The organism is Microbacterium sp. BK668 (genome assembly GCF_004362195.1).
Classification (GTDB): Bacteria; Actinomycetota; Actinomycetes; order Actinomycetales; family Microbacteriaceae; genus Microbacterium.
Genome location: NZ_SNWG01000001.1, coordinates 1561829 through 1576653 on the forward strand (window position 1 = coordinate 1561829; position 14825 = coordinate 1576653).

Below are 14825 nucleotides of genomic sequence, written 5' to 3' on the forward strand. Positions count from 1 at the left end.
AGATCGGGCAGATCTTCGGCACGCAGCGCGACAGCCAGCCGGCCCCCGAGGGCGGGGCGCTCCTGGCGGCCGACACGTTCCCGGCGCTCGTCCCGACGACACGCGGCTGGCTGAGCCCGGGCGCGCACGCGCCGCTCCTCGCCACGGGAGGCACGGGCAACGACCGCTTCATCGTCTACTCCAACCAGGCCGAGATCCAGCTCAACGGCGATGACGACAACGACCTCTTCATCGTGCGGGCGTTCGCGATCGCGGCGGTGTGCGACACCAACGCCGACGAGACCGCCGGCTGCGGCCTGGGCGACGTGGACTTCCGCCCGGCGGGCGGCGTCTTCCCGACCGTGAACGGCTCCCGCACCAACACCATCGCGGGCGTGGCCCAGCTCGTCGGCACGTGCGAGCTCGGCGGCGGCAGGTACCGCTTCGACAACAACGGCGACGGCGTCTGCAACAACGCCGACGCGCACATCACGTACAACCACGCCGCGGGCAGCAACGTCGACCTCGACAACACGATGTGGCTCGACGACGTCATCCCGCTCGACGCGAACGGCGTCGCGGTCCCCGTCATCGGTCTCGGCTTCTCGACGTCGCGCCCCCTGGACATCCGCGCCGGTGGCGGTGAGGACGAGGTCCAGTACAACGTCAACGCTCCGGTGAACATCGACGGCGGCACCGGCTTCGACAAGCTCGTCGTGCTCGGCACCGAGTTCGCCGACGACTTCGTGATCACCGACAAGGCGATCTACGGTGCCGGCCTGAGCGTGAAGTACGCCACGATCGAGATCCTCGAGATCGACGGCCTCGAGGGCGACGACCAGTTCTTCGTGCTCTCGACCGCCTTCGGCGTGGCCTATCGCGTGATCGGCGGTCTCGGCTCCGATCAGATCTCGGTGGCCGGCGACGTCACGGCCGATATCGTCACCCGCGAGCTGGAGGGCGTCTCGGGCGCCGTCGACCACATCGTCCTCTCCGACGACCCTCGCTACAACGGCTCGGTCGTCGACGGGGTGCCGTACAACCTCGCGACGCCCGAGCAGGGCCTCGTCGTCATCACGGAGCAGGGCGCGACGACGAGCGTGCGCGAGGGCACCACGAGCGGGCCGATCCGCGAGACGAACTTCTACACCGTGCAGCTGAGCCGCGCTCCGACCGCGAACGTCTACGTCACCGTCTCGGCTGCGCTGTCGCCGGACGAGGAGGCTCGCGGCACCTTCGACAACCCGTCCGGATTCGGGCTCACCAACGGCCTCGCCGACACGATCTGGCTGTGCGTGGACAAGGGCCCCGTGTACGGCGATCAGTGCAACTCGATCGGTGACTTCCAGCGTCACTACGTGCGCAACGGCCTCGTCATCGACGAGGCGGGCCGCGCCGTCGTCCTGACCTTCACACCCGGCGACTGGAACGCGGCTCAGCGCGTCTATGTCCGCGCCTACGACGACCTCCGGTCCGAAGGCGACCGCACGGTCGTCGTGCAGCACTCGGTGATCTCGACGGATGCCGCGTTCCACGGCGCCGCCGTGCGCCAGGTGAACGTCCGGGTCTACGACAACGACACCCCGGGCGTCTACGTCACGCACGTCGAGCCGTCCGCAGCCTGCACGGCGAACGCCGCCAACTGCGTGCTGGACGACCGCGGCGTCGTCATCGAGGGCAGTGCCACGACGCAGCGCACCGACCAGGTGCTCGTCCAGCTCGCGAAGGACCCGGGCGCCCTCACGATCTGGGTGAAGATCTCGATGGATGCCGATTCCCAGCGCATCCTGCAGATCCTCGACCCGGGGCTGGCAGCGCGGTGGCAGAAGATCGTCGACCCGGTGCTCGGCACCTACTACCTGCTGAGCTTCGACGGCACCAACTGGAACACCCCCGTACGCCTGACGCTTCAGGCTCGCAACAACCCCGAGCCGGGCGACCCGACGACGGCCGTCATCACGTGGGGTCAGGCGTCCGCCACCTCGGCGTACCGGTTCCCCAACCTCCGTTCCGGCCAGCAGCGCACCGACGTCCTCGTCTACGACGACGAGACCGCGAACGTCGTCACCATCCCGACCGGCCCCGACACGGTCATCGTGAAGTGCGGGAACACCGCGTGCACGGTGCCCGGACTCACGGACGGGTACGTCATCCGCCTCACTACCGCGCCGACCGGTGACGTCCGCGTCATCATCACCCCCGACGGGCTGGTCGATGTCGTGTCGGTCGGCGGGGTCGCCCTCACGCCGGCGGACTACGTCCTCATCGGCGGCGACATCCCGTCCCGCGTCTTCCTGGGCAACCTCGCCTTCTCGGGCTCCACCGTCACGCGGGCCAACGGCAGCGACACGGGCAGCTTCCGCGACGAGGGCCTCGCACCGGGGATGCGCGTCACCTTCGCCGCGTGCACGGGCACGTACGTCGTGCAGAGCGTCGCGGCCGACGGCAGGTCGTTCACGGTGACGACGGCGCTCGTCGGATGCTCCGGCACCCTCACGGGCACTTCCATCAACGTCCTCACACGGCGCGGGATCTACAGCGGCTCCGGAGCCCTGACGACGGCGACGGGAGACGACGGTGTCAGCCACTATCGCCTGACCCGTGCGGGCGGCGGCTGGCTCGCCGACGGCTTCCTCGAGGGACAGTGGGTCCAGATCTGCGACGGCTTCGGTCACTGCGTGCGGGCGAAGATCCAGAACATCCGGGGCACCAACCCGGCCCGCGACGAGCAGCTCGAGTTCCGCCCCGTCTCGTACGACGACTTCGCGACTCTTGTCGGCACGGCGTTCACCGTCACGCGGATCGCGGCGCAGGCGACCTTCACGACCCTCGACTGGGCGAGCGACCGGTTCGTCGAGCTCCGCGCCGATCTCGGGTACTACCAGCCGGTCGTCCGCACGGGCGTCAAGACCTTCCCCGCCTCTCAGCACCTCCTGACGCGCCTGCGCGGACCGCTCGCGGTCGAAGGCGGCCCGTCGGGCGCCGATCGCTCGCTCGAGCTCGGACTCAAGCTCCCCGGCGAGCAGGACGGCCCGCTGTTCGGCATCGCCGCCCAGGCGCCGGAGTCGAAGCAGATCGACGTCCTGAACATCTACGGCGACGGAAGCGTGGCCCACAACTGGGGCGTCATGACGTCGACGACGCTCCGCGGCCTCGGAATGGCCAAGGACCTCGACTTCGGCGCCGCCTATGGCGGGTCCCAGAACGAGACCTTCGGCGAGCCGCAGATCTTCCCCGGGGGCATCAGCTTCGGCTCCGTCTCGATCGTCGACGGCGCATACCAGACCGACGGCGGCAAGAGCACGATCGAGATCCTCAACCTCTTCCTCGGCTCGGGCAACGACCGCCTCGACATCCAGGGCACTCTGCAGCCGGACGTGCCGGTCAAGCTCGTCGGCACGGTGACGCTCACCGCTGTCGCGGGGCCTTTCGCCTCGACTCACCGCCTCACCCGCTCGGCGCCGTTCGACTGGAAGGCACAGGGCTTCCTGGTCGGCCAGACCATCACGATGACCGGCGGTGCGACCTTCAGGATCGTGGGCTTCGGCGATGACGACCCGTCCGACACGACCGACAACACCGTGGTCTACCTCGTGCTCGTGTCGGGGACGCCGGTGACCGGCTCGGCGCTGCGCACGGTCACGGCTGCCGACATCGTGGTCAAGGGCGGCGTGGCGGTGGGGAACGCGACCGGCACGATCACGATCACGCCCGCGGGAGCGGACGGCGGAACGGTCACCCGTTCGACCGGAAGCTGGGCGACCGACGGCTTCGTCGTCGGTCAGCTCGTGATGATCGAGGGCCTGACCGGCGCCTGGCGCCTCATGGCGATCTCCGCAGACGGCAGGACGCTGACGCTGCAGCGCGGCGGCGCGATCGCGGCGCCCGCGACGGGAACGCCGGCCGTCTTCGTCCCGGGTCCGCACGGCGGACTGACGACGGTTCACGGCGGCGGCAACTCGCCGATCCGGACCCTCTTCGAGATGGATCGTGCCGCGACCGCGGGCGGCGGAATCACGCTGACCCGGCGCGACGGACTCAACTGGGCGTTCAACGGCCGCCTGCCCGGCAGCGGCTACTACGCCGGCGACCCCTACCTGCACGCATACCAGCACATCCAGCTCGTCGGCGAGAACTTCACCCGTACGATCCTCGGCTTCGCCGACGCATCGTGCCCGTACTCCGATCCGTTCCCCGGGTGCGGCATCGGCTCGGTCATGATCCTGAGCGGGCCCGATCTGCAGTGGACACCCGCGCCCGTCGCCCTTCCCGCCGGCGCGAACCTCCTCACCGACGTGCGCGTCGCGCAGCCGGTCAAGATCCAGGTGACCACGCCCGTCCACGTGAAGACGTCGAGCCTCACCCGCACCGACGGCGTCAGCTGGTCGACGGCCGGCTTCAAGGTCGGCATGCAGGTGCGCATCAGCGGCTTCGCGGGACCCTTCACGATCTCGGGGCTCAACGGGAACGTGATGACGTTCGCCAACACCGCGTGGGCCCCGAGCATGCACCTGGGCGCCGGTGGCGTGGTCGTGTGGGATGCCGTGACCCTGTCCCTCACCGCGTGGGACGAGTTCCGTCAGTCCAGCGGCATCATGATCGGCGGCGACACGATCACCGTGTGCAACCGCGCCGATTCGAGCCTCCTGTTCAAGATCGCCGCCCAGTCCGACGGCATCGAGAACGACGCGGTGACCTGCAGCGCCGGGGCCACAGCCGGCCCGAACTCGCCGCTCGTGGTCTACGGTGACACGTCGCAGGACGGCACGTGGTACTCCGGCAGCCCCGGCGACAACCTCGGGATGGAGTTCGGCCCGAAGCCGTTCGACCCGTTCACGCACATCCCGGATGCCGAGAACGAGGACGACGAGTGGATCTTCGGCCTCGCCAACCTCTACGACCACAGCGGCAACGACATCATCGACGCGTCCGGGCTGTACGCGGACCTCGCGCCCGGCGCATTGCCGACGGTGGGCTTCACGGCCTACGGCGGCCTCGGCGATGACCTCCTGATCGGCAGCCAGGCCGGCGACCACCTCGCCGGCGGCTCGGGCGACGACCAGATCCGCGGGGGCCGCGGCGTCGACCACATCTACGGCGACTCGGGCGTCAACGTCGACATCCTGACCCGTGCGCTCGAGATCGCCACGACCAACCGCAGCCCCCTGCCGTCGGTGACCGGCGCGGGCTCCATCGCCGACGGGACGACGCTCGCGCCCGTCGTGGGCGGGGTCGTCGGCATCGTGGACGACCTGCTGGTGGCGGGCTCCGATCTCATCCACGGCGACGGCGCCGCCGGCCCCGGCCTCGGCTCCTTCGTCGTCAACGCCGGTGCCACCCCCGACAGCACCTACGACGACATCGTCTTCGGCGACCACGGAGCGATCGACCAGAACGTCGCCGACCCGAACGAGCCCGACGCGCGGCCGCAGAAGATCCAGACGACGGCGCTGTCGACGATCATCCGCATCCGCAGCGTCAACCTCGACCGGGGCGCCGACGACGTCGTCTTCGGCGGGCTCGGCCGGGACGTCCTCGTCGGCGGTGCGGGCAACGACATGATCGACGGCGACGCGGGCGACGACATCCTCTTCGGTGACGCCGTGTGGTTCGACCGCACTCCGGGAGACTGGACGAGCGGCCGCTTCCAGACGCTCTGCGGCACCCTGATGTACAGCCGCAGCGACATCCTCGACCCGGCGAACCTCTGCAACGGCGCCCCGACGCCCACCGAGAACACCTCGGGAGTCCTCCTCGTCGACGGCCTGCCGCGTCCGTACCGCGACCCCGACGGCGCGCCGTGGTGGGCCGAGTACGACGTGACGAACCTCTTCCACGACGTCGCATCCGACGCGGGCACGAAGTGGGCCGGTACGTGGGGCAACGACTACCTGGCGGGCGGAGCGGCGCACGACCTGCTGTTCGGACAGCTGGGCGACGACGTCATGCAGGGCGACGGCGACGTCGACCGCGCATACCGCCGCTGGATCGATGATCATTCCGATTCGACTCACGTCGGTGCGTCGCGCACGCCGCTCGGCTGCATGGGCCCGGCGGGAGCGATGGTCTGCGACTACACGGGTGTCCTCGTCGTGGTGCGGTCCGTCGAGTCGGCGACCGACGGGCAGGACTACCTCGAAGGCAACGCCGGCAACGACGTCATGTTCGGCGGCCTCGGCCAGGACGACCTCATCGGCGGCTCGAGCGACTTCTTCAGCCTCACGACGCCCGACAAGCGCCCGGACGGCCTGCCGTTCCCGACTCTCCCGTACCAGCCCGGCCACGACCGCGGCGCCGACATCATCTTCGGCGGCGCCGGCACGCAGATCGGCATCAACAACCAGGTCAACGGCGCCGATTCCACGCTGGCGACCCCGGGCGGGAAGCTCGCCGACAACACCCTGCCGGCCGACATGGATGCCCGCGACGCCGACTCGATCGTCGGCGACAACGGCCGCATCATCCGGATCGTCGGCGTAAGCAAGACCGACGTCAACCCCGCACCGAGTCCGGTGCCCGGCGTGACGCCTCCGACCGGCCCGAACTACGTGACGTTCGTGTACGACACCTACGGCGGTGCGGCGGCGGGCGCGGAGCGGATCGTCGTCCGTGGCGTGCACCTGCTCGACTACACGGTGGGCGGCCCCGACTACCGGCCCGAGAACTTCGGTCTCGGCGGACCGGGGGCGGACTGCAACGGCTCGCCGACGCAGCCGATCTGCTCGTTCGTCCTCGACACGTCGTCCGGGGCGTGGAAGCTCAGCCAGATCGGCGGTCGCGACGAGGTCCACGGCGAGACGGGCGACGACACGGTGTACGGCGGGGCCGACCACGACGTGATCTACGGTGACGCCCAGAACGACGACCTCATCGGCGGCTGGGGCAACGACTGGATCTCCGGCGGTACGGGCGACGACGGCATCCTGGGCGACGACGGCCGCATCTTCACCAGCCGCAACAGCTCGACCGGCCTCACCAGCGCGGGTGCCGCCTGCACCGGAAGCGCGAACGCGGCGACGCGGTGCTACAGCGAGCGGCTCTTCGGGATCCTCGCCCTCCTTCCGACCGACCCCGACACCAAGACCAGCCAGGGCAATGTCCTGAACGAGTTCATCTACACCCCCGGCCAGGTGCAGACGGCCACGATCAACGTGGCGGGCGCCCTCCTCAAGTCCGTCGACCTGACCGTCTACAACCTGGGCCCCGACGTGAACGCGGGCCTCAACAAGGTGGTCAACCAGCCGCTCTACGATGCCAACAACTCCGACGACATCATCTTCGGCGGCTGGGGCAGCGACTGGATCCATGGCGGCGCCGGGGACGACGCGATCAGCGGCTCCGAGGCGATCGGCGCCGGCCAGCTCGACTTCACGAAGGGCGGCTTCGCGCAGCACTTCGACGCGGCGGGCAACCCGATCGGCCTGGAGTACATCGACTTCGCCCACCCGTGGAACCCGGGCGACGTGCTCCACTTCGGCGCCGACACCAACCCGTGGCACGCCAACAACCACAACGAGACGCGGCTGGGCGAGTTCCTCCTCTACGACGAGTACGACCCGCGCCGCGCGATCCGCTTCGATGCGGCGGGCAGCACGTGGGGCTGCACCTCCTGGTCGCCGAGCGGTCGCACGTGCACGGGGAGCGCGGACCTCGCCCTGTTCCCGAACCAGTTCTTCCTGAACAACGAGGATCTGACCGGCAACCTCGTCGTGGCCTGCATCGCCGTCGACAACCAGGGCAACTGCACCGCGACGACCGTCCTCTCCGGCTCCGGCAAGACGCAGGCGTCCGACGGCGACGACGTCATCTTCGGCGACCTCGGCAACGACTGGCTCGTGGGCGGCACCGGACGGGACACGCTGTGGGGCGGCTGGGGCAACGACCTCCACAACGCCGACGACGATCTGCACTCGGGATGCGCCGTGGCGCAGCCGAACGGGACCTGCACCACCCCGGGCGAGACCTGGCTCAACGACGTGCCCGACGGCGTGAACTCGAGCTTCCAGGACCGCGTGTACGGCGGCGCCGGCCTCGACATCCTGATCGGCAACACCGGCGGCGATCGCCTCATCGACTGGGTCGGCGAGTTCAACAGCTACATCGTGCCGTTCGCACCCTTCGGCATCGCGACGGTGAGCCGGCAGAACGAGCCGCAGCTGCCCGAGTTCCTCTACGCGCTCAGCCGCAGCCAAGGGGTCGACCTCACCCGGGCCACCGACGAGGGCAGCGATCCCGCCCGCAACGGCGAGCCGTTCGGCGAGCTCGGCCTCATCCGCCAGTCCGACCACGGCTACTGGCAGACGCAGACGGGCGGGCCGACCGACCCGCAGGCCGGGAACATCCCGGGCGGTCGTCGCGACACCCTCCGCGGCGCCGACTTCAACGACGGCACGCTGCAGGGCTTCGCGACAGCATCCGGCGTCTTCACCGTCCAGCAGGGCGTTCTCAAGGTCGCCGCCGCCGACAGCACGGGCGACGCGATGGCGGTGTGGTACTCCGACGCGTACAAGAGCGTGTACTACGAGCTCGCCGCGAAGATCTCGATGGACAAGCCGACCGCCGGCTGGAAGGCCAACGCGTACGTCATCTTCGACTACTTCGACCCGATGGACTTCAAGTTCGCCGGTCTCGACCAGTCGACGAACAAGTACGTCATCGGCCAGCGGGCGAGCTGGGGCTGGGCGCAGCTCGCGCAGGCGTCTGTGCCCGGCGGCGTCAAGGCCGGCACCTTCTACAACCTCAACGTGATCGTGAACGGGCTGGTCGTGACGGTGGTCGTCGACGGCAAGAACGTCCTGACGTACACCTTCGCGCCGCGCATGCTCGACGGGGGTCAGGTCGCGCTCAACCGCGGGCTCGTCGGCTTCGGCTCCGATCAGGCGAAGGGGCTCTTCGACAACATCGCGCTCACCGTGATCTCGCCCGCCATCACCGTAGACCGCACCGACTACTTCGAGGGAAGCGGGACCGCCATCACGGCAGACCAGTCCGGGACCTCGACCGTCACCCGTGCGGGCCGCCTGGACGTGACCGCCGCGGGGGGCTTCGGCGCCACCCTCATCGGGTTCGGCTCGGCGGAGGCCACGCCGGCCGGGTCGGTGCCGAAGTTCGACCCGATGGCGTACGTGGAGCTCGAGGCGAGGTTCCGCGCGGTCGGGACGACGGGCTTCGTGTTCGACTGGTACTCGGTGACGGACCACAAGTTCGTGGCCCTCGACGTCGCCGGTCAGCGAGTCGTCGTCGGGCACGTCTCGGGTGGCCGTCGCGTGATCGATCAGGCCATCACCCGCACGCTCGTCGCCGGCACCGACCACCTGCTCAACATCGTCCTGAAGGCGACGGTGGTCACCGTGACGCTCAACGGGCAGGTGCTGGCATCGGTCATCTTCAACTCGCAGCTGGCGGACGGCAGACAGGGCGTCTTCGGGCTGGGCGCCGGCACGGTCGTCTCCATCGCCGACTACCGCCTGAGAACCGACGAGGCGAAGTACGCGGGAGCGCCGGCAGCAGCCCAGACACTGTCGATCTCGGACGCCTCCGTCACCGAGGGCGCGGCGGGCACGACGAAGACGGTGACGCTCACGGTGACGCGCTCGTCGTCCGAGGGCTCACTCTCGGTGAACTGGATGCTGGAACCCGCGCTGAGCGGCGCCACGGCGACGGCGGGATCCGACTTCACCGGCGCGCTGGACGGCGCGGTCTACACGATCACCTTCGCGCCCGGCCAGACCACGGCCACCATCACTCTGACGATCCGGGGGGACAGCCTCCTCGAGCCGGACGAGTCGTTCGTCGTCAGGCTCCAGCCGACGCCGGCGGCCAACCTCCAGCGATCCGGGGGTGTCGTGACGATCGTCAACGACGACCGCTGACCGCAGTGGGACCTGGCCGACCCGACGGCCCGGCCGCGACGGGCGGCCCGCCCGCTCATCCGTCGCCGGCGCGACGCATCGCCCTGGGAGACGGCGGATGAGCGGGTCCGGCTCGATCAGGCCGTGGCGACGGATGCCTCGATCAGCGACCGCGCCGAGACGGTGCGGCGCCTGGTGACCGCGACGACGGTAGCGAGGAACGCCAGGAGCGCCCAGACGAGGAGGCCGACCAGGCCGGCCGCGACGCCCCCGCTCGAGGTGAGCGCCGCGACCATCGCGTTGTACGCGGGGGCGGTCGGAAGGAGCGATGCGACCGAGGCGAGAACCGGAGGCACGGTAGAGACGATGCCGGTCGCGACGGCGAGCGCCCCGATGAGGGCCGCGATCCAGCGACCGGCCCCCCCGAACACCGCCACCAGCGCCTGGTTGACCGCTGCGAAGGCGACACCGGCAGCGACGCACAGGCCCGCGAAGACCGACCATTCGCCCCAGTCGTACGACGCCGCGAGCTGAACGACGCCCGCGACGAGCAGACCCTGCAGCGCGCCGATCGCCGCCGCGGGAAGGAAGGCTCGCAGCGCCAGCACGGCGGACGGTGCCCGCGAGGCGAGCGAGCGTCGCGTGACCGCCTGCAGTGCGACGAAGGTCGCGAGTCCGCCGAACCACAGTGCGGCCGTCGCGAGCAGCGGCACGGCGGATGCGCCGAACAGGCTCGTCCCGGTGCCCTCCGCGGCGACCGGATCGGCGACGACGTCGGCCAGGCTGGATGCCTCGTCCTCGGTGTAGGTCGGGATCTGGTCGACGGCTGTTCCGAGGCCATCGGCGAGCGAGTCGGTGCCCGATGCGAGCTGGGCGACGCCGTCGGCGAGGCTCTGGGAGCCGGTCGCGAGCTGGTCGCCGCCGTCGGACAGCTGCGAAGCGCCCGAGGCGAGCTGACCGGCGCCCGTCGCCGACTGGGCGGTGCCCGCCTGGAGCTTGTCCAGACCCGCCGCCAGTCCGCGGGCGCCGTCGGCGGCGGTCGAGATGCCCGCGCTCGTCTGGTCCATGAGGCTCGCGATGCCCGTCGCCGTGGGTGCGGCGTAGCCGTTGGCGTATCCGGCGCTCGTGGCCGCGTCTCCCGCGCTCTTGGCCGCGTCCCCCAGCTGTGCCGCGACGCCGCCGAGCTGCTGGCAGTAGAGGGGGTCGGCGCCGGAGGCGATGCACTGCTGCGCGAGGGCGCCGAGCTGCTGGGCCAGCCCGATCGGCCCGTTCTCCGGCTTGTCATTGCCGAGCTGGAGGGCGAGTGCGAGGGTCTGATCGGCCGCGGTGTCGGCGTACGCGGCCGAGGCGTTCGCGGCATCCTTCAGCTGCTGGTTCTGCACTCCCGCCGCCGCCCCGTCGAGGCCGTCCGCCAGGTCGCGGGCGCCGCCGGCCGCGCCTCCGATGCCCGCAGCGATCTGGTTCAGGGCGCCCGCAAGCGAGGTCGCACCCGTGGCGAGCTGTCCCGCGCCGTCGGCGAGCTGTGTGGCTCCGCTGGGAAGCTGCGCGGCACCCTCGGCTGCCTGCTGCGCGCCGTCGGCCAGCTGCTGAGCGCCGGTCGCGGCCTCGCCGAGCTGATCGCCCAGCGTCGTGAAGCCGAGGAAGACGTTCTCGAGGTAGACCTGGGAGAGCTGCTGACCCAGGAGGCTCGCGGCCGCCTGCGTCACCTGCGCCGTGATGGCGTCGTCGACGACGAGTGAGTCCGGCGGGGTCTGCACCTGGATCGTCGCCTGCTCGGGCGTCTCGCCCGGCTGCGTCGACGTGGCGGCCGCCGAGAAGTTCGCGGGGATCGTCACGATCGCGTCGTACGTCCCGTCCGCGAGACCGTCGGCCGCATCGTCGGCGTTGGAGATCGTCCAGGTGAGGTTGCTGTCGAGGTCGTCCGAGCCCTCGACGAGCCCGGCGGTGAGCTGGCGGCCGAGCGGCACGGTCTGCTCGCCGATCGTCACGGGTTCGTCCTCGTTCACGATCGCGGCGTTGATCTCGTCGAGCCGCTCGGCGGGGTTGTACAGCGACGCGACGAGGATGCCGCCGATGACGACGGGAAGCAGCAGCACCCCCAACAGCGTGAGCCATGTGACGGGCCGGCGCGAGCGCGCGCGTTCGATGGGGAGGGTCATGCCATCACCTCTGCAGACGAGAGAGCGGACGTTCGTGGGGAGTTCAGGTCGAGGACCGGGACCGGGCCCCGGCCGGCGGCCGTGAGCAGCGACTCGGCGCCCGCTGCGTCGGCGGCAGACACGATGACGGCGACGCCCGGGGCGTCACGCAGCATCCGTGCCGCCTCCCGGCGCTGCGGCTCGGCGAGGGCGTCGACGCCGTCGATCACGACGAGCGATGTGCGCCCGCGCAGCGCGTGCCGCAGCTCGTCGAGAGGGTCGGCGGAGCCGTGGAGCAGGGCGACGCCCACATGCGCGCGCACCCACGCCGCGCGCTCGGGGAGCAGGTGTCCCGCGACGCGGAGGCGTCCGCCCGTCGGCGCGAGACGGCCCGAGAGCGCCAGCAGGACAGCGGTCGCCGCGACGGGGTCTCCCGTGACGACGACGGCCTCGCCGGGCTCGACGTCCAGCGAGACTCCGCGGAGGAGCGCGCGTCCCTCGTCGGCGACCTCGACGTCCTCCCCGACCACGACCGCGGTCGAGTCCGGTCCGGGCCACTCCGCCAGCGCGAGCTCGCGCTCGACGGCCTCGCCCTCGATGTCGAAGTGGGGGAGCACGCGCTCGAGCGTGCGGGGCATCCACCAGGCCTTCTCGCCCAGCAGGGCCATGACAGCCGGCACGAGGGTCATGCGCACGAGGAAGGCGTCGATCGCTATGCCGACGGCGAGGCCGAGGGCGATGGGCTTGATCGCCGTGTCGCCCTCGGGGATGAAGGCGGCGAACACCGCGAACATGATGACGGCGGCGGCCGTGACCACGCGCGCCGATGCCGTGAATCCCGAACGCACGGCCCCGACGGCGGTTGCGCGGTCGTCGGCGCCGCCGTTCGCGCGGCGCTTGTGCACGTAGTCCTCGCGCATGCGCGAGACGAGGAAGACCTCGTAGTCCATCGCGAGTCCGAACAGCACGCCCATGAGGATGATCGGCATGAAGCTGATCACCGGCCCCGTCTTGGCGACGTGGAGGAGGTCGGCGCCGACGCCGTGCTCGAAGACGAGTGCCACGACGCCGAACGCGGCGAGCACCGACAGAAGGTAGCCGAGCGCCGCCTTGATCGGCACCCAGATGGAGCGGAAGACGATCATGAGGAGCACGAGCGACAGGCCGACGACGAAGATGCCGAACGGGAGGAGCGCGGAGCCGAGGCGGTCCGAGATGTCGATCGCGACGGCGGTGAAGCCGGTGACCTTGAGGTCGACGCCGTACTCCTTGAGCCACTCGTCGTGGTGGGCGCGCAGCTCGCGTACGAGCTCGGCCGTCGCCGGGTCGTCGGGGGCCGTCGTCGGCACGAGCTGCACGATGCCGGTGTCGGCGGTCTGATTGGGGGTGGCCAGCGCGACGGTCGCGACGCCGGGGATCTTCTCGACGGCCTCGCCGAGGTCTCCCATCAGGCCCAGGGGGTCGGTCGACGTGACGATCGTGCCGGTGAGGATCAAGGGGCCGTTGAAGCCGGGGCCGAAGTGCTCCGACGTGAGGTCGTAGGCCTGGCGCGCCTCGCTCGACTCCGGCTGCATGCCGGCGTTGGGAAGGGCCAGGGTGAGGCTCGCGGCGGGGATCGCGAGCGCGCCGAGGCCGACGACCACTGCGATGGTCGTGACCCAGGGATGCCGCGTCACGCCGGTGACCCACCGGTCGGCGAAGCCCCGCTTCGGCCGCCCGCCGGTCGTCGGGCGAGCGGAGCGAGGCGAATCGCTCCCGGACTCCGAGGGGGCGCCGGCGGAGGCATCCGTCGTCGCTCCCGCCGCCGCACGACGCGACGCACGCTTCCAGCCGATGACACGGCCCTTCGCGAAGCCGAGCAGCGCGGGGGTCAGGGTGACCGCGACGAGGACGGCGATGGCGACGGCGACGGATGCCGCGATGCCCATCGTCGTGAGGAACGGGATGCCCGCGAACGACAGGCCGATGAGCGCGATCAGCACCGTGACGCCGGCGAACACGACGGCCGACCCGGCGGTTCCCGTCGCGCGTGCGGCGGACTCCTCTGGCTCGACCCCGTCGCGCACCTGGTCCTGATGTCGGGCGACGATGAAGAGCGCGTAGTCGATGCCGACGGCCAGCCCCAGCATGATCGCCAGCAGAGGGGTGGTCGAGGAGATCGTCGCGAACGCGGTCGCGACGAGGATGAGAGCGATCGCGAGGCCCACTCCGATGAGGGCGCTGATCAGCGGAAACCACGCCACCGCGAACGAGCGGAAGGTCACGATGAGGACGAAGAGGGCGACGAGCACGCCCACGGCCTCGATGATCGAGATCGTCGGGATCGACTGCGAGAAGAGGTCGCCGCCGATCGCGACCTGAGATTCCTCGGGCAGGGTCTGCTCGAGGTCGGCACTGATCTCGTGCAGCTGATCCTTCGTCTCGGGGGTGACGTCGGTCGCCTGCCCGTCGAACTGGAGGCGGATGATCGCCGCGGTGTCGTCGTCGGACACGAGTCCCGAGACCATCTCGTCGAAGGGGTCGGTGACCGCGAGGATCCCGTCGAGATCATCGAGCTCGCCGATCGTGTCGGCGATCTCGGCGGCATAGGGATCCTGATCGATTCTGTCGCCGTCTGCTGCCACGATGACGAGCTGGGCGCTCGTCCCGCTCGCCTGCGGGAACGAGCGGCTGAGCTGCTCGAGCCCCGCCTGCGCCTCGGTACCGGGGATGGTGAATGCGTTGTCGGTGCCCTGCATGAACAGGCCGGCGCTTCCTCCGGCGATCCCCAGCAGCAGCAGCCACGTGACCAGGACGCGCCACGGGTGGCGGTACGACCAGCGCCCGAGCGCGTAGAGAAGTGTGGACACTGATCCTC

The 14825-nt window shown here is 70.5% G+C and carries 3 protein-coding genes (1 of these 3 cut by a window edge); 1 reads left to right on the forward strand and 2 read right to left on the reverse strand.

The window, feature by feature from the left end; translation table 11 throughout:
* Positions 1-9851, forward strand: partial view of a Calx-beta domain-containing protein gene (locus EV279_RS06815; protein WP_133542104.1) — the final stretch only. Its footprint begins 21796 nt before the window's first position; only the last 9851 of its 31647 coding nucleotides appear in the window; its start codon lies off the left edge, out of view; the stop codon is at positions 9849-9851.
* Positions 9852-9967: 116 nt separating this feature from the next.
* On the opposite strand, the gene EV279_RS06820 is transcribed toward EV279_RS06815, so the two are convergent.
* Positions 9968-11989: a YhgE/Pip family protein gene (locus EV279_RS06820; RefSeq protein WP_133542105.1), complete on the reverse strand. Its 2022-nt coding sequence runs from the start codon at positions 11987-11989 to the stop codon at positions 9968-9970.
* Positions 11986-14817: an MMPL family transporter gene (locus EV279_RS06825; protein WP_133542106.1), complete on the reverse strand. Its 2832-nt coding sequence runs from the start codon at positions 14815-14817 to the stop codon at positions 11986-11988. The genes EV279_RS06820 and EV279_RS06825 overlap by 4 nt, the downstream gene beginning before the upstream one ends.
* Between the last annotated feature and the right edge of the window lie 8 nt (positions 14818-14825).

Bases quoted from the DNA above. Each gene is read 5' to 3' on its own strand.
- EV279_RS06820 (WP_133542105.1), bottom strand. From the start codon at position 11,989: ATGACCCTCCCCATCGAACGCGCGCGCTCGCGCCGGCCCGTCACATGG.